Annotated in this window: 16 protein-coding genes; 9 read left to right on the forward strand and 7 right to left on the reverse strand. The window is 37.5% G+C overall.

The genetic code is table 11. The features are described 5' to 3' along the window. The 4 genes from CBM24_RS01615 to CBM24_RS01630 all read right to left on the reverse strand — a co-directional run bounded on the left by CBM24_RS01615 (nucleotide 1) and on the right by CBM24_RS01630 (nucleotide 4,329). Nucleotides 1-741 (reverse strand): hypothetical protein, encoded by a 741-nt coding sequence (locus tag CBM24_RS01615; protein ID WP_157698354.1) that lies wholly within the window; start codon nucleotides 739-741, stop codon nucleotides 1-3. Nucleotides 742-1,028: 287 nt separating this feature from the next. Then, the gene (ribH, locus tag CBM24_RS01620) at nucleotides 1,029-1,517 is read right to left on the reverse strand and encodes a 6,7-dimethyl-8-ribityllumazine synthase (RefSeq protein ID WP_075990779.1); all 489 of its coding nucleotides are present in this window, start codon (nucleotides 1,515-1,517) and stop codon (nucleotides 1,029-1,031) included. Nucleotides 1,518-1,605: 88 nt separating this feature from the next. Further along, the gene (locus CBM24_RS01625) at nucleotides 1,606-2,277 is read right to left on the reverse strand and encodes a tetratricopeptide repeat protein (protein ID WP_088159993.1); all 672 of its coding nucleotides are present in this window, start codon (nucleotides 2,275-2,277) and stop codon (nucleotides 1,606-1,608) included. Nucleotides 2,278-2,355: 78 nt separating this feature from the next. Then, nucleotides 2,356-4,329 (reverse strand): polysaccharide biosynthesis protein, encoded by a 1,974-nt coding sequence (locus CBM24_RS01630; RefSeq protein ID WP_410528382.1) that lies wholly within the window; start codon nucleotides 4,327-4,329, stop codon nucleotides 2,356-2,358. Nucleotides 4,330-4,414: 85 nt separating this feature from the next. On the opposite strand from CBM24_RS01630, the gene CBM24_RS01635 reads away from it, so the two are divergent. Continuing rightward, nucleotides 4,415-5,626, forward strand: a complete 1,212-nt coding sequence (locus CBM24_RS01635; RefSeq protein ID WP_075990781.1) for an alanine dehydrogenase — start codon at nucleotides 4,415-4,417, stop codon at nucleotides 5,624-5,626. 79 nt (nucleotides 5,627-5,705) lie between these two features. Continuing rightward, complete coding sequence (locus tag CBM24_RS01640; RefSeq protein WP_075990782.1) at nucleotides 5,706-6,557, forward strand: alpha/beta hydrolase; 852 nt, start codon at nucleotides 5,706-5,708, stop codon at nucleotides 6,555-6,557. A gap of 9 nt (nucleotides 6,558-6,566) precedes the next feature. Here CBM24_RS01640 and CBM24_RS01645 read toward each other — a convergent pair whose 3' ends face one another. From CBM24_RS01645 to CBM24_RS01655, 3 genes are read right to left on the reverse strand one after another with little or no spacing between them, the layout of a single operon-like run. Beyond that, nucleotides 6,567-7,613 (reverse strand): ABC transporter ATP-binding protein, encoded by a 1,047-nt coding sequence (locus CBM24_RS01645; protein WP_088159995.1) that lies wholly within the window; start codon nucleotides 7,611-7,613, stop codon nucleotides 6,567-6,569. A gap of 23 nt (nucleotides 7,614-7,636) precedes the next feature. Next, entirely contained in the window at nucleotides 7,637-8,047 is a 411-nt protein-coding gene (tsaE, locus tag CBM24_RS01650) for a tRNA (adenosine(37)-N6)-threonylcarbamoyltransferase complex ATPase subunit type 1 TsaE (protein WP_088159996.1), read from the reverse strand. Between the two features lie 12 nt (nucleotides 8,048-8,059). Next, a complete protein-coding gene (locus CBM24_RS01655; protein ID WP_075990785.1) occupies nucleotides 8,060-9,613 on the reverse strand; it encodes a bifunctional response regulator/alkaline phosphatase family protein in 1,554 nt (517 codons plus the stop codon). A 220-nt stretch (nucleotides 9,614-9,833) separates the two neighbouring features. Between CBM24_RS01655 and CBM24_RS01660 the strand changes: the two genes are divergently transcribed. The 7 genes from CBM24_RS01660 to CBM24_RS01690 all read left to right on the forward strand — a co-directional run bounded on the left by CBM24_RS01660 (nucleotide 9,834) and on the right by CBM24_RS01690 (nucleotide 16,799). Then, nucleotides 9,834-11,084 carry an HD domain-containing protein gene (locus CBM24_RS01660; RefSeq protein WP_075990786.1) on the forward strand — a complete coding sequence of 417 codons (1,251 nt, stop codon included), beginning with the start codon at nucleotides 9,834-9,836 and terminating at the stop codon, nucleotides 11,082-11,084. Between the two features lie 33 nt (nucleotides 11,085-11,117). Then, on the forward strand, nucleotides 11,118-12,158 hold the full coding sequence (gene lpxD / locus CBM24_RS01665; RefSeq protein ID WP_088159997.1) for a UDP-3-O-(3-hydroxymyristoyl)glucosamine N-acyltransferase: 1,041 nt from the start codon (nucleotides 11,118-11,120) through the stop codon (nucleotides 12,156-12,158). Between the two features lie 139 nt (nucleotides 12,159-12,297). Continuing rightward, the gene (locus CBM24_RS01670) at nucleotides 12,298-13,698 is read left to right on the forward strand and encodes a bifunctional UDP-3-O-[3-hydroxymyristoyl] N-acetylglucosamine deacetylase/3-hydroxyacyl-ACP dehydratase (protein ID WP_172840641.1); all 1,401 of its coding nucleotides are present in this window, start codon (nucleotides 12,298-12,300) and stop codon (nucleotides 13,696-13,698) included. 10 nt (nucleotides 13,699-13,708) lie between these two features. Next, nucleotides 13,709-14,497 (forward strand): acyl-ACP--UDP-N-acetylglucosamine O-acyltransferase, encoded by a 789-nt coding sequence (gene lpxA / locus CBM24_RS01675; protein ID WP_075990789.1) that lies wholly within the window; start codon nucleotides 13,709-13,711, stop codon nucleotides 14,495-14,497. Nucleotides 14,498-14,514: 17 nt separating this feature from the next. Continuing rightward, nucleotides 14,515-15,144 carry an ATP-binding cassette domain-containing protein gene (locus tag CBM24_RS01680; RefSeq protein ID WP_312208582.1) on the forward strand — a complete coding sequence of 210 codons (630 nt, stop codon included), beginning with the start codon at nucleotides 14,515-14,517 and terminating at the stop codon, nucleotides 15,142-15,144. Nucleotides 15,145-15,401: 257 nt separating this feature from the next. Next, nucleotides 15,402-15,962 (forward strand): elongation factor P, encoded by a 561-nt coding sequence (efp, locus tag CBM24_RS01685; RefSeq protein WP_046674772.1) that lies wholly within the window; start codon nucleotides 15,402-15,404, stop codon nucleotides 15,960-15,962. Nucleotides 15,963-16,214: 252 nt separating this feature from the next. Beyond that, a complete protein-coding gene (locus CBM24_RS01690; RefSeq protein WP_088159998.1) occupies nucleotides 16,215-16,799 on the forward strand; it encodes a 5-formyltetrahydrofolate cyclo-ligase in 585 nt (194 codons plus the stop codon). Nucleotides 16,800-17,019: the final 220 nt, after the last annotated feature.

Raw genomic sequence — 17,019 nt, forward strand, 5'->3', positions numbered from 1 at the left:
TTATAGTTCTGTAAATTTTTTCTGTTCTACCTGTACAAAAGATGAAATAGAGGAGAATATACAACTCTTTTGGTCATTGCTTGTGGAATTGAAGAAACTGGGTAAACGTATCCCGTCGCCAATCTCCTTATATTTGCTCACTTCATAGGTGTTTTTTTCGCCCTTATCTGCGTATTCGTAACGGACAATCTCACCGGTATTTTGATCAATATAAAGCAAACCATCAATCTTTGAACCAAAGATAGGGCCTGACGAGCTGATATTTGCTATCGCTAATTTCTGTCCAGCACTGAAACTTTCCTTCTGGCTTTTCAGCTGCACATTCTTCTGTCCGATCAAAGTAGGCAAAAGTAGTAGATTGAGATCCGAAAATAGCTGATTTTTAATTGATTTCTTGAGCTCTGGCCCATCTGTAGATAAATTCCCTCCAATAAAGAGTTTGTCTGACCCTGGGTTTTTAAAATTAAACAAATAGGTCACCTGATCCGTTCCCTTATAACCATCAAATCGACATGCTCCAGTTGTTCTATTGAACAGGAACTTTCGTTCGTCGTTTGACAACTGGTCTGAGATGGTATTTCCCTTTGCTGAGAAAGCCAAAAACTGCAAAGAATCCCATTTTTCCTGGCCACCGATACTTTGCCAAATCTGCTTGTTTAGACTATCGTCTTGTGCCACTAGATCCAACTGACAAAATAACGTCAGTATAACGACCAAGAGTACATTCGATAATGTTTTCATAATCCTATTTTTTAAAGAAACAATCATCAAGTAATTCGTATCAAAATTGATCCCATGAAACTTCATCATTGCGTCATTGTCTATAAAACTACCGACTGTTGTATAACCGATTTACACTACAATCAAGACAATTCAATAACAATTTATTCTAGTGAAAAAATAAAAATCGATTAATAAGATAACTGAATATTTTATTAATCGATTTGTTTAAAATATAAGTACCTGAGTAATAAGTCGTGCTCAGTAATACTTTTCATCATTGAATGGTAGGCAAAATTGATACCAAACTAGAATTTTTTGGCAATATGAGCCATTTGTATTGCTGTAATAGCAGCTTCTTCACCTTTATTACCATGTTTCCCTCCGGCACGATCCAATGCTTGCTGAAGGTTGTCCGTTGTTAATACGCCAAAAACAGCCGGTTTATTATATTTGAGCCCTACATTGGCAATACCATTTGCAACTGCATCGCAGATAAAATCGAAGTGTCTGGTCTCACCCTGAATGACGCAACCTAAACAGATAACAGCGTCAAAACCCTGGTTTCTGAATGCGAGGTCTGCTCCTGAAATTAATTCGAAACTTCCAGGAACCTCTATGACTTGGATGTTGTTTTCCTTAGCGCCATGCTCTTCCAAGCCCTTTATTGCACCATTCAATAATGCACCTGTAATTTCTGCATTCCATTGTGCAACAACGATTGCAAATTTGAATGGACTTGCATCCGCAACCTGGATGTGCGAAAAGTCGGATAAATTTTTAATGCTACTTGCCATAATAGTAACAAAGATAGTGATTTTAGATGGTCACAAAAAAAGAGGCTATCAAATAGCCTCTTTTTATTATATTTTTATAATTATTCTCTTATAAATGTGCTTGTACACGCCCCAATAAACCATCAATTGTTGAAGCTTCTTGGCTCTCTGGAAAATCTGTTTTAATCTTCTTGTAAGCAGTCTCTGCACTTTTATAGTCATTTTGTGCTTCATATACAAGTCCTAGTTTTTTCAAAAAGAGTGGAGTTGTATACGAGTTGCTTGATTTTTCAGAAGCTTGCTTGTAATAATCAGCGGCTTTTTTGTAGTCTTTTAACTCTGAAAAAGCATCACCTGTTAAACCAATTACGAGTGGGTCTAGAATTTGGCTTCCTGTTGGAGCATATTTTTCAAGCGCTTTCGCAGCTTCATCGAATTTACCTTGACGCAAATATAAACCTCCTAAATAGGCGTTTGCAATATTTGCAGATTTTGTATTGGAATACTCGTCCGCAATTTGTTTAAATCCAAGAAACGCACCATCGCCCATGATTGCTTTACTTTGTAAAGAATCAATTGTAGCAAGCTGTTCTGCTTTGTACATACGGTTCGAAGCTTCTTCTGCTCTTGGATCTAGATACAGCTTTTGATATCCAAAATAAAGTAAGATCAATACAACGATACCACCTAAAATGAACACTACACTTTTTTGGTTATCTTGAAAAAAAGATCCTTTTGAAGGTTTGAAACCTTGATTTGTATTATTTGTGTTTTTAGACATTACTAATCAGTAAAATATGGATTGCAAAAATACACTTTTCGAGCAAATTTGCAAGTGTTTTGCAAATTTTAAAGTGAATTAACTTTGGTTTTCCGACTCATTCGATAGTTCAATTTCCTTGTCTAGCTGTTCGTAGATGGAATTTTTACTTTTGAATTCAGGTACAATAATTTTCATTTGATAGACAACTTCGTTTTTGTTTTGTGTCGCTAAACGCTGTTGCAATTCGCCAATTTTCATACACACGATATCATAATTATTTTCTCTGACTTTGGCGATCATGATTTTTTCGTGGTGAGTCGGTAAGGTATTCTCTAAATCATTCAGCAATTCCTCATACAGTTTTTCACCAGGTCTTAATCCAGTGAATTTTATTTCAATATCTTCATTCGGTTTAAATCCTGAAAGACGAATCATTTTTTTAGCTAACTCAACTATTTTTACAGATTTACCCATATCAAATACAAAAATTTCGCCACCTTGTCCCATTGTTCCAGCTTCAAGGACTAGTCGACATGCTTCGGGAATGGTCATAAAATACCGCGTAATTTCTGGATGCGTAACTGTTACAGGGCCACCTTTTTGAATCTGGTCTCTGAATCGAGGGATAACTGATCCATTGGAGCCTAAGACATTGCCAAATCGGGTTGTGATAAATTTGGTGTGCACAGTTGCCCCTAAGGAGTTTTCCAAATGATTGTTTAACGATTGTACATAGATTTCTGCGATACGCTTTGTCGCTCCCATGATATTAGTGGGGTTGACAGCTTTATCGGTAGAGACAAAAACAAATTTTTCAACTTGAAATTCCACGGCTAAATCAGCTAGATTCTTAGTACCCATGACATTGGTCTGTACTGCTTCCAAAGGATGGTTTTCCATCATTGGCACATGTTTGTATGCTGCCGCATGATATACATAATGCGGCTTGAAAGTATCAAAAAGTAATTGCATCCTTTTTGTACTTCGGACGTCTGCTATATAAGTATGATAAACTTGATTTGGAAATTCATCTTGAAGGTCAAGTTGGAGATTGTGTAACGGGGACTCCGCTTGGTCACAAAGGATAATCATCTGAGGCTCGTATTTTCCCAATTGGGATGCAATCTCACTACCTATGGAGCCTGCTGCCCCAGTAACTAAGATTCTTTTACCTCTCGTTTGGCTTAGGATGTGATCGTCGTTAATCTTAATCGGCTCCCGTTCTAGTAAATCTTCAATTTTTATTTTTTGGATCTGATTGGGATTAAGATCACCATTCATGATCTTTTTAACAGGAGGGAGCGTTAATATGTTGACATTTTTTTCGAGCGCAACATCTGTAATTTCATTTTTACGGTCCGAAGGAATGTTGTGCGAAGCGATGATAACCTCCTCAACATTTAATGTATTGATCAGATGGCTGAACTTCTGCGAGGAATATATTTTGGTCCCATCAATTACCTTGTTGATTTTTTGTTCATTATCATCTAAGAATCCAACAATAGCATTTTTGGATCGTACATCATGGTCTAAAGTTCTTTTTACAGCAATTCCCAAGTCACCGGCACCGTAGATCAGTGTCTTTTTTCTGGATCCATTGACTTTTTTGGTGTATAGAAAGAAAATTTTAATAATTGTTCTATATACGGTTAAAATAAGAAAGGAGAAGAGTGCAAAGAAGATAATGAGTGCAGTTGGAATGTTTCGCTCTATCTCGTTTGCTTGGATCACTAATTTTATAACCAGGAGAACGAAAACACTAAATGTTATCGTTGATAATATACGTATTGAATCGATAGCGCTCGTGTAACGAACTATCCCAGTATACATCTTGAAGAGATAGAATGATAAAGAACATATGGCTATAAATAAAATGTAACGAATGCTAAAATCAATGTCGAGCAGAAAATCGAAGTTAAAATCATAGTAAATAACATTTGCGAGGAGATAAGCGATGGAAACACTAAAGATGTCCAATAAAAAAATGATCCACCGTGGCACTATATTGACTTTACTGAGCATGGTACTATATCTGATTAGTTTAAACAAATGTAGATAAATTTGTTTCATTCCAAAGCCGTGCCAAACCAAATTTATCTTCGTTTGATAAGATTGATTTTTTATTGTAATTTTAGCTAACTATCAATTTTACAAGATGAATGAGTTAGGAAAGCTTGCGAGTCAGGCTATGATTTCTCCAAAAGAGATGCTGTTTGAGAAGAAAAAGAATGCAAAAAGTTTATTTATAGGCATTCCAAAGGAAATCTCGCTTCAGGAAAAGCGGATCTGCTTGACGCCATTAGCGGTTGCATTATTGGTAGAAAATGGACACGAAGTTATCATTGAGACTGGAGCAGGTGCTGGAGCCAATTTTTTAGATCATCATTATAGTGAACAGGGGGCTCGTATCGTTTCTTCTCGGGAAGAGGTGTACCAAGCAGATCTGATCATTAAAGTTGGTAGCCCTATCCTTAGTGAAGTGAAGTTGATGAAAGAAAGGCAGCTTTTATTATCTTCTCAACAACCTTCACTCATGAACCTGGATGTACTAAAGGCGTTAATGCATAAAAAAATCACTGCAATTTCTTATGAATATTTAAGAGATGAGGGCGGTTGCCTAGCAGTGGTGCGTGCGATGAGCGAAATCGTAGGGGCAACGGCAACCTTAATTGCGGGAGAGTATCTGAGCAATGCATTTGGAGGGAAGGGACTGATGCTCGGTGGTGTGACAGGCGTAGCTTCCACAGAAGTCGTTATTATAGGTGCGGGTACGGTAGGTGAACAAGCTGCCCGAACGGCTTTGGCGTTAGGAGCAGAGGTAAAGGTGTTTGATAATTCGATTTATAAACTTAGACGACTGCAAAACAATCTTGGTAGCCGTGTTTTCACTTCCGTTATACAACCTATTATTTTAAATAAGGCTGTGATCAGTTCGGATGTAGTTATTGGCGCCTTGCGAGCGCGTAATGGACGTTCGGCTTGTGTGATTTCGGAAGAAACCGTTTCTAAAATGAAACCCAATTCCGTTATTATAGATGTAAGCATTGATCAGGGAGGCAATTTTGAAACATCGGAGGTGACCTCTCACGATAAACCTATCTTTCGTAAATTTGATGTTATTCACTATTGTGTTCCCAATATAGCGTCTCGGGTAGCGCGAACAGCTACTTATGCAATGAGCAATATCTTCACTTCTATTTTGCTTGATTTTGCTGAACTTGGGGGACTGAAAAATGCAATTTGGAAGAATCCCGGTATTCGGAGTTCAATTTATTTATACCAAGGAAACCTTACAAATGTTGACATGGCCTCAAGATTTAATATGACGGCGAAAGATTTAGATCTTTTAGTTGTTTCTTCCTTATAAACCATGGATATCCAGCTCATGTTTGATTCGTTTTTTCTAGTATATGTAGTCTGGAGCTATCTTTTAAAATATCATTTTAATGAAAAGAATTTTTATGATTTTATGTTCGTTGATTTCTCTCGTTAAGGCGCAGGAAACAATCAACCTTTATGCAGATTCCATTCCAAACTCGACTGATAAGGGGCAAGTAAATTTAGAAAAAAATGTACCGAAGTTATTTGCATATATGGCAGATAAAAGTATTGATAAAAATATCGCCGTACTAGTTATTCCGGGAGGTGGGTATTCTCATATAGCAATGGATCATGAAGGTCATGCTGTTGCTAAAGAGTTGATAAAAAATGGTTATTCAGCATTTGTTTTACAATACCGATTGCCTTCGCCGAACATTATGCGTGACAAATCAATAGGACCTCTTCAAGATGCCCAGCGAGCAATGCAATTGATCCGAACCTTGCATCCTGAACTTCGAAAAGTTGGGGTGATAGGGTTTTCCGCTGGCGGGCACCTGGCTTCCACTTTAATTACGAAGTTTAAGAAAGATTACATAGCGAATCCTTCCCATGTATCCCTAAGACCTGATTTTGCAGGATTGATTTATCCGGTAATCTCTATGGAAAACGATATAACACATAAAGGTTCACGTATAAATCTCATTGGAGAAAACCCTTCGGAAGACCAAATCAAGCTGTTTTCTTCCAATTTGCAGGTATCTTCTGAGGTTTGTCCGGTTTTCTTTGTGCATGCCAAAGACGATATGGCTGTGCCAATAGAAAATAGCTATAGAATGATGGCAGCTTTGGACAAGTCAAAAGTGCCCAACAAGCTTTATACCTTTGAGCAAGGGGGGCACGGCTTTGGGTTAATTAACAAAACCTCAGACAAGTTATGGTTTGACGCATTTTTATCTTGGCTAGACACACAAGACTAGGATATACAATTAATGGTCAAAATGTATCCAGTGCGATATTGTTAGATCGACAGCCTGTAGTTTCTGTGGAATTATCTGCGATGTTATAATCGCATGTAAGTTAATCTCATTATTACTGACGACGATTTCATAATAAAAACCTCTGAATCGCACATCTTTTACAAAAAAAGTAGACTGCTCAGAAGGACTTATTGAAATCCATTCTTGATGTATCGCGACTGGTTTTTCGCTTGTTATGCCTAAATTTTGAGCTTGCTCAACTTTTAATATATTGCTTTTTGCCAGTAATTGCGCCGTATAAGGGTGCGATGGATTGCTATACAATACATGTGGATTGTTTTGATCTAGGATTTTACCAGATTTCATCACGATGAGGTTATCTGCTAAAGCAAGTACTTCCGTAGGATCGTGTGAAACTAAAATGACGGTCAGCCCAGTTTCTTTAACAATATCTTTTATGTCCTGTTGCAAGGTATCCCTAAAAGAGGCATCAACCTGATTGAAGGGTTCATCCATTAGTAAAACTTCAGGCTCGTTGATCAAAGCACGACAGATGGCGACACGTTGTTTTTCTCCGCCACTGATGTCTGCTACTCTTTTTTTAGCGAGGTGATCTATCCGTAGACGTTGTAATATTTCCGCAGTTTTGTCTTGTTTGCGTTTGATATCTGTGTTTGGCAACTGCGAAGCAACATTATCCCATACATTGGCATAAGTATTCAAATCGTCAAAGCCTTGCGAGACTAATTTCATGGCATCATGTCCGGGGATTAACTTGTCCTTGCGCGTTGGAACCTGCCAACCTTTATAGCGCACAATGCCCCCAGTTGGTTCCAAAAGACCGTAGATAAGTCGCAGTAATGTACTTTTTCCACTGCCAGATTCACCAATGATTGCTGTTATTTTTCCTTCATCGATATCGAAAGAACTATTTTCAACAGCAAACTGCATATTGTTCTCATGAAAGGAAAAGCTAAGGTGCTCGGCGTGTATAGCCGCTAGTCCAGGAACATGGATATCAGATGGAATATATTGACAAGATGATAAATGAGCCATAGTAAGGAGTCGAAAAAAGGAGGTTAACGAATAGAAATTTTACGTGTTGTTGCATCTATGATGCTAATATGTATCTCTTTTGCTTCTTCAGGAAGTAAATTGGGGATTTTCTCCGGCCATTCAACAAAGCAATATGCACCTGAATAGAAATATTCCTCATAGCCAAAATCGAAAGCCTCCTGCTCATCTTTAATGCGGTAAAAATCAAAGTGATATATGGGGCCAGCGGCAGACTCATATTCATTAACAATGGAGAATGTTGGACTAGAGGTACTATCTTGTACGTTCAATTGTTTACACAGGTATTTTACAAAAGTTGTCTTTCCTGCTCCCATTGAACCATATAATAGAAAAATCCGGTCCTTTGGAAAACTATTTAAAAGTGTCTGAGCCGCTTGAGACAGATCTGCTGTCGTATTTACAATAATTTCCATGTTGCAAAATTACTATTTCGGTAAGTATGTCGCAAAGGGGATAATCATTTCTTCCAAAGAGATTCCACCATGTTGGAATGTTCCATTAAAGTAATTGACAAATTGATTATAGTTGTTGGGGTAAACAAAATACGAATCTTCTTTGGCAAAGACGTATGTTGAACTAACATGAAGTTTAGGCAACTGTGCCTCGTGGGGATTTTTGATAGCAAAAACATCTTTGTCAATATAGTTCAGATTTTTCCCTTGCTTATATCTCAAATTTGTATTTGTATTTCGATCACCAACAATTTTACTTGGCTTTTTTACACGGATCGTGCCATGGTCGGTTGTAATAATCACACGAACTTTCTTTTGTGAGAGCCATTTTAAAGCCTCCAATAGAGGTGAGTGTTCAAACCATGACAAAGTGAGGGAGCGATAAGCCGCTTCATCGTTTGCTAATTCACGAATCATAGAGCTGTCCGTACGTGCGTGCGAAAGCATGTCAACAAAGTTATACACCAATACATTCAGTTGATTGTGCATCAAATTGCCGAGATTGTCTAATACGTCTTTTCCTTGTTCCAGGGTCAAAATTTTCGTGTAGGAATGTTTTATGGACTTGCGATAAAGTCGCTTGATCTGATCTTCCAAAAATTTATCCTCATATAAATTCTTGCCGCCTTCATCTTCATCGTTTTGCCATAATTTCGGGAAGCGTTTTTCCATTTCCAGTGGAGTTAATCCACTAAAGATGGCATTTCTAGCATATTGTGTTGCTGTTGGTAAAATACTGTAATAGTTTATCTCCTCCTCAAGTCTAAAATAGTCGGTGATTACCTCATTGATAATTTTCCATTGATCGAAACGCAAATTGTCTATTAAAAAGAAAAATGTCGGTATATCATCTTCTATGGTCGGAAATACCTTCTTCTTAAATAGCTGGTGTGATAGAATGGGCGCGTTTTCGGGGCGATTAATCCACTGGATATAGTTGTTTTCTATAAATTTGGAGAATTGCATGTTTGCTTCGGATTTTTGCATCGTCAGAATTTCATGCATATTGTTATCTTCAAGCTTTTCGAGGGACAATTCCCAGTAGACAAGTTTTTTGTAAACTTCTGACCATTGGTTGAAATCCAGATTGTCATTCAGGATCATCCCCAAATTGCGGAAGTCTTGTTGATAAGCCATGGATGTTTTCTCATTGACAAGACGTTTGTTTTCCGTTAATTTTTTTATTGTCATCAAGATCTGCTTGGGGTTGACCGGCTTGATAAGATAATCATCTATTTTGGAACCGATGGCATCTTCCATGACATGTTCTTCTTCATTTTTTGTGACCAGAACAACGGGGACAGTAGGGTTGATCGATTTGAGTATGGCAAGTGTTTCGAGCCCGGTTAGCCCAGGCATATTTTCGTCTAAGAAAACGAGGTGGAAAAAACCATTTTTAAAGGCTTCAACGGCATCATTTCCATTGTTGACTGTGTCAACTTTGTAACCTTTGCTTTCTAAAAATAAAATGTGTGGTTTTAGAAAGTCAATTTCATCGTCAGCCCAAAGAATATGTGTTTTTTGCATCTTGTTATTATATGTCTATTAGTAGTAGAGGGGAGGATCGGATTTTCGATCTCATGCTAACATAAGCAAATATCGTGCTTCAGATTTTATTTTTAACATTTCTTAACGATGAACTAACTATCTTTGTTTTAAGTTTATACTAGTGTTAACCAGGAGTTCACGATTAAAGGGCTCGGTTTCATATTTATAGTGTTGATGATCGTATTAATTTGTCTCCACATTGAACAAAAATAAAATTATTAATGATCCGGTATATGGATTTGTCGCTATTCCTACAGGATTGGTCTTTGACCTAGTGCAACATCCTTATTTCCAAAGGCTCCGCTATATCAAGCAGGTGAGCATGACACATCTCGTCTATCCCGGAGCTTTGCATACTCGTTTTCAGCATGCCATAGGAGCGATGCATTTGATGTCGATGGCATTGGAAACTTTGAGGAGTAAAGGTGTTATAATTTCAGGGGATGAAGAGGAGGCTGTTCTGTCGGCAATATTGCTGCATGATATAGGTCACGGCCCTTTTTCACATTCCTTGGAGCATAGTTTGATTGAAGGTGTTTCTCATGAGCTATTGTCTTCCCTTTTAATGGATCGAATCAACAATGATCTGGGTGGAAGACTAAGTCTTGCAATTACAATCTTTAATAATAAATACGAACGTAAATTTCTTCATCAATTGGTGTCGAGCCAATTGGATGTTGATCGAATGGACTACCTCAATAGAGATAGTTTTTTTACAGGCGTATCGGAAGGCGTCATCTCATTTGACCGGATTATAAAAATGCTCAATGTGGTGGAGGATGAAATAGTGGTGGAGTATAAAGCACTTTATTCTGTAGAGAAATTTCTGATTGCGCGGCGGTTGATGTATTGGCAAGTCTATTTACACAAGACCGTTATCGGTGCGGAACAGTTATTGATTAAAATTCTGCAGCGGGCAAAATATTTGACGGCTGCTGGCCATAAGCTCTTTTCTACTCCGGCGTTTCATTGGTTTTTAAGCCAGCAGGTCAACAAAACTAACTTTTTGGATGACCCGTTACATTTGGATTGGTTTACTCGTTTAGATGATACGGATATTATGTCTGCCATAAAAACATGGGAACGTCATGAGGATCCTATTTTAAGTACAATGTGCCAACGTGTTATGAAACGTAATTTATATCGATCTGTCATGAGTGATAAGCCATTCTTGCCAGAATATGTTGATTTAGTAAAGGCGAAAGTACAAGCTGAGATGGGGGTGGCTCAAGAGGATATCCATTATTATGTATTTATGCAAGAAATTCAAAACCGGGCCTATAATTCTTCCAGGGATCAAATTAAAATACTATTGAAATCGGGCGAGCTCGTCGATATAACGGAGGCTTCTGATCTAGGTAATTTGGAAGCACTGTCGAAAAATGTAGCTAAATACGCCTTATGTTATCCAAAAGAGGTGGGATATGTTGCAATTACTTCCATCAAGTAGTTATTTTTTAATAAAAAAACATAGATTTGTACCATGCAATTTACTGCGCAACAAATAGGGACATTATTAGAAGGACGGATTGAAGGAAATCCAGAAGTTACTGTAGGTAACCTTGCCAAAATTGAGGAAGGTAAAAAAGGCGATCTTTCTTTTTTGTCAAATCCAAAATATGAGCATTTTATTTATACTACTGATGCCTCGATTGTAATTGTTAATGAAGATTTACAATTGACGCAGGCAACTAAGCCAACATTGACGATCATAAGGGTTAAGAATGCATATGCTGCTTTCTCTATTATTTTGAATATGTATAATGAGTTTCGTCTTGACAAAAGCGGACGTGAGGAACCACATTTTATACATGCTGAAGCGGAGATCGGCCAAGGAGGTTATATTGGTGCATTCGTATATATTGGGCGTGGGGCTTCCATTGGAGATAACGTGAAAATCTACCCACAAGTCTATATTGGCGATAAAGTTACGATTGGCGATAATACAACACTCTACCCGGGCGTAAAGATTTATCATGATTGTAAGATTGGGAAAAATGTGGTAGTACATTCTGGTGTTGTGATTGGATCGGATGGATTTGGATTTGCTCCACAAGAAGACGGAACATATAAAAAAGTACCTCAGATTGGTTATGTGCAAGTGGAGGATAATGTCGAGATTGGCGCCAATACTGTAATCGATAGGGCAACAATGGGCGCTACAATAGTGCGCGATGGTGTTAAGTTGGATAATTTGATTCAAATTGCACATAATGTTGATATTGGAAAGAATACCGTAATCGCAGCGCAAACAGGTATTTCTGGTAGTTCAAAAATTGGAGAACATGTGGTTTTAGGAGGTCAGGTTGGTGTCGTTGGACATATTGTTGTTGCAAAGGGATCTCAAATCCAAGCCCAATCAGGAGTGAATAGATCGATTAAAGAAGAAGGTAAAAAGTGGGGCGGTACGCCAGTGATGCCTTACCAGCCGCAGTTGCGCTCCAATGTAATTTTTGCACGTCTTCCTGAGTTGGAAAAACGAATCCAAGAGTTAGAAAAGTTAGTAGAAAAAAAATTGAAATAATTATTTTTCATTGAAAATAAACTGTTCTTTAATTGTGATGAAATAATCATTCCTAGCAAGGCGATGGCGAACATCGATATAGCTTAAAGGATAAATGTTTTGTCAAAAGAAGTTTTGATTTAAAAATATGTTATTAGAAATGAATGTAAAACAGAGAACCATCAAAAACGAGGTTGAAATTTCGGGGGTAGGTCTTCATACAGGAAAAATTGTATCGATGACTATTAAACCCGCTCCGGAAAATCACTGGTTTAAGTTCAGACGTGTAGATTTAGAGGGGCAACCAGAAATTTTGGTTGATGCGGATAATGTTACGGATACCTCCAGGGGGACGACAATAACGCAGAATGGAGCAAGTGTGAGTACAATTGAACATTTGATGGCATCGTTAATTGGTTTACAAATTGATAATGTGCTGATTGATATTGATGGTCCTGAAATACCAATTCTAGACGGTAGTTCAGCTATTTTTGTGAAGTTGTTAGAGGAAGCGGGATTTGAAGAACAAGATGCTGATCGGGATTATTATGAGATTTCGAATAATATTCATTATGCAGAGCCAGATCGCAAAGTCGAGATACTGGGCATGCCAATGGATGGTTATCGTTTGACTTGTATGATCGATTTTAATTCGCCTGTGTTGGGAAGTCAACATGCAGCAATAACATCGATTGAGGATTTTAAATCTGAAATAGCCTCTTCGCGTACGTTTTGTTTTTTACACGAATTGGAAATGTTGGTTGATCATGGCCTTATTAAAGGTGGTGATTTAAGTAATGCAATCGTTATTGTGGACAAGGAGACTTCTCCTGAGGAATTGCAAAAATTAGCGCATCTTTTTCATAAAGAAACCGTTGCAGTTGCTAAGGAAGGAATATTAAACAATAATCAATTGCGTTACCAAAATGAACCTGCTCGACATAAATTGTTGGACATGGTTGGAGATTTAGCGCTAGTCGGAAGACCTTTGAAAGGGCATATTATGGCTGCACGGCCTGGCCATGCAGCGAATGTGGCTTTTGCAAAAAAGATAAAGGAGCAGATCAAGAAAGATAAAACACGTAAAAAAATTAAAGTTTACGATCCCAATATGCCGGCATTATACGATACGGTTGAAATCATGAAGATTTTACCTCATCGTCAACCCATGCTTATGGTCGATAAAATTCTTGAGTTGACAGAAACACATGTTGTGGGTTTGAAGAATGTTACCATGAACGAAGATTTATTTATGGGACATTTTCCTGGTGCACCATTATTCCCTGGTGTTTTGCAAGTAGAGGCTATGGCACAAACAGGGGGAATTTTAGTACTGAAGACGGTTCCTGATCCAGAGAATTGGTTGACCTTATTCCTTAAAATTGAAAATGCACGTTTTAAAGCGCAGGTAACTCCAGGGGATTCTGTTATTTTTAGATGTGACTTGATGGAGCCGATCCGAAGAGGTATCGCAAAAATGAAAGGTGTGGCAATGGTAGGAGAGAAAATCGTGTGTGAAGCGGAGCTTATGGCACAGATCGTAAGAGTAAATAACAACTAAAGTAGTATAGATGATACAGCCATTAGCTTATATTCATCCGGAGGCAAAAATTGCTAAAAATGTGGTCATCGAGCCATTTGTAACCATTTATAAAGATGTCGTCATTGGTGAAGGCACTTGGATAGGATCAAATGTGACGATCATGGATGGAGCTCGAATTGGAAAAAACTGTAAAATATATCCCGGTGCAGTAATCTCTGGGGAACCTCAAGATTTAAAATTTGATGGTGAGATTACCACAGCTGAAATTGGAGACAATACAACCATTCGTGAGTGTGTAACAATCAATAGAGGAACCAAGGATAGGTATAAAACGGTCATTGGAAAAAACTGTTTGATCCAAGCTTATAGTCATGTTGCACATGATTGTGAAGTAGGTGATAATTGTGTTTTTTCGAACAACAGTACACTTGCTGGACATATTACAGTAGGTGATTATGTTGTACTTGCTGGAATGGTTGCTGTTCACCAATTTGTCAAAATTGGTTCGCATGCATTTGTTACCGGTGGTTCATTGGTGCGTAAGGATATTCCTCCTTTTGTTAAGGCCGCACGTGAACCGATTTCTTATGCTGGTATTAATTCTGTTGGATTGAGAAGAAGAGGATTTTCGGAAGAGCAAATTGCCGAGATTCAGAATCTTTATCGAATTCTTTTTGTCCAAAACAGAAACCTGGCTAAAGCAATAGAAATTATAGAAGCTGAATATCAGGCAACGGAAATCCGTGATGAAATTTTGGATTTTATTCGGAACTCCGGCCGGGGTATCATGAAAGGATTCAATAATAGAGCGATGTAGTCGCGTTGTCGATTCTAGTGAATTTGAAAATTACATTAAAAGATATTGGTAGGAGGTATAACAATGAATGGATTTTTAGGCATATAAACTATACCTTCGAGTCCGGCAAGAGTTATGCCATCCTTGGCCATAATGGTTCTGGGAAGTCTACTTTCCTAAAAGTGCTTTCAAGTAGTTTGACACCCTCATCGGGTGAATTGATCTACACGGATGGAGACCAAGTCCTAGGTGTGGAAACTATATATCAGCAGCTGTCTCTCGCAGCTCCTTATGTTGAACTGATCGAGGAGTTTACCTTAAACGAGCTGATTGATTTTCATTTTAAATTTAAAAATTATCTTCCTTCTTTTGATAAAGAAACTGTTGTAAACGTATTGGGATTGGAACATGCGCTTGACAGAGAGATCCGGTTTTTTTCATCAGGCATGCGTCAACGTGTAAAGCTAGCGCTAGCTTGTTGTTCTGCATCTGCCTTGGTTTTGTTGGATGAGCCTACAAGTAATTTGGATAGTGCGGGTGAACAATGGTATCTTCGTTTAATTGAGCGCACAAAAGTGGAATCTAGATTGTTTATCGTCTGTTCCAACCAAAAAAAAGAGTATGAATTCTGCGATGAAAGTATTTCTATCGTCGATTTCAAGTCTTAGGGGATCAACAATTGTTTCTGCCCTATTAAAAATAGGAGAAAAGTTTTTTGTCCTGTATCAAAAATGATTATTTCCCATAAACCATCAAGATTGCATAACCATTAACAGCTACGAAAGTGAACTGAAGGTTCTCTCCGGCCAATAAAAACAAACACTTTCAGAAAAAAAAGTAGCGAATGAAATTTTAATAACACAATTAGTTTTTGTACTTTTGACGACTCAATAATGAGATAACCGTTTAAAGTTCAATTCAAAGAATGGCTAAGGCATCAGAGGTAAAATCAGGAAATATCTTAAGATTTAATGGAGAATTAGTATCCGTAGAAGAATATATACACCGTACACCAGGCAATTTACGTGCGTTTTATCAAGCGAGAATGCGTAATGTTAAAACTGGTAAGTTAGTTGAATACCGTTTTAGAGTTGACGAATCTGTAGAAATTGCACGTGTAGAAACTAGCGATTATCAGTATTTGTATGAGGATGGAGATTTCTTCGTGGTAATGGATAACAATACATACGAGCAATTCAATATTCCTAAATTTTTGTTCGGTGATTCAGCTCGTTTCTTGAAAGAGGGAATGACTGTAATTATTGCTTTTGAAAGTGATGAGCCTATCATGGCAGAAGCTCCAAAAAGTGTTGAGTTAGAAATTACATATACTGAACCGGCTGTAAAAGGAGATACTTCTACAAATGCGTTGAAAAAAGCAACTGTAGAGACTGGTGTTGAAATTATGGTACCGTTGTTCATTAATCAAGGTGAGAAAGTAAGAGTCGATACGCAAACAGGTAATTATATCGAGCGCGTAAAATAATAGAAAGATTTTAGGTTTAGGTTGATTATTCGGTCTTGTTAGCGCTCGCTACAAGGCCGTTTTTTTATGACTAGACTGCGTTTAACACCTGGTTTTTCTATTCTGAACGAGAATTTCTATTTGCTTTTGAAGCTTAAATAAAAATTGAATTGGAAGGAATGCTATTTTTGATTGATCTTGGCATAAGTGATGGAATTTAATGGGGATTTTGGTAAGAAAGGGAAATAAATTTTAGGAATAACTATTCTACAAATGAAATCGAAACAAGAATTACGACTTGAATATAAAACTAAGCGATGTCAATTGTCTTTAGAGAGAGAAACTGCGCTCAATGAACGATTACTTTCGCAATTTACAAAGCTTGATCTCTCAAGGGTCGAATTTTTGCATATTTTCCTTCCCATAGGGAAATACCACGAACCCAATACATATTTAATAATAAATTATATTCAAGCGTTTTTTCCGCAGATAAAGATCGTTGTTTCGCGATCTAATTTTGATGATTACTCGATGCAACATTTCATATTGGATGAACATACACGATTTGAGACGAACAACTGGGGTATTCCAGAGCCAACCTCTGGCATTAAGGTAGCTTCATCGCTTATTGATATGATTATAGTGCCGTTGTTAATTTTTGATCTTTTCGGCTATAGAGTAGGTTATGGAAAAGGGTTTTACGACCGTTTTTTCTCGTCTTGTAAAGTTGGTGTACAGCGTGTCGGACTATCTTTTTTTAATCCAATTGATGTTATTGCGGATAAAAATGAATATGATGTCCAATTAACGAAAGCTATAACACCAGATCATATTTATCATTTTTTTGATAAAAAGTAATACTATTGGTCAAAAGAATAATCTCACCACGTTTAGTGAATAGTCACAAGGTTTTCCAATAAGTGGCTTCTTTGTTTAATTCGCGAACAATAGTAGCGTATTATTTAATACACTATTGTTATTTTTAATCGAAGAATGTAAGGCATGATTACGGTCTAAACCTTAACTGTGTTTGCGGTTGGTTGATTTTGTCTCATGATGATTTAATTAAAATTATTTT

It is taken from the genome of Sphingobacterium sp. G1-14 (assembly GCF_002196555.1).
GTDB classification, from domain to species: Bacteria; Bacteroidota; Bacteroidia; order Sphingobacteriales; family Sphingobacteriaceae; genus Sphingobacterium; species Sphingobacterium siyangense.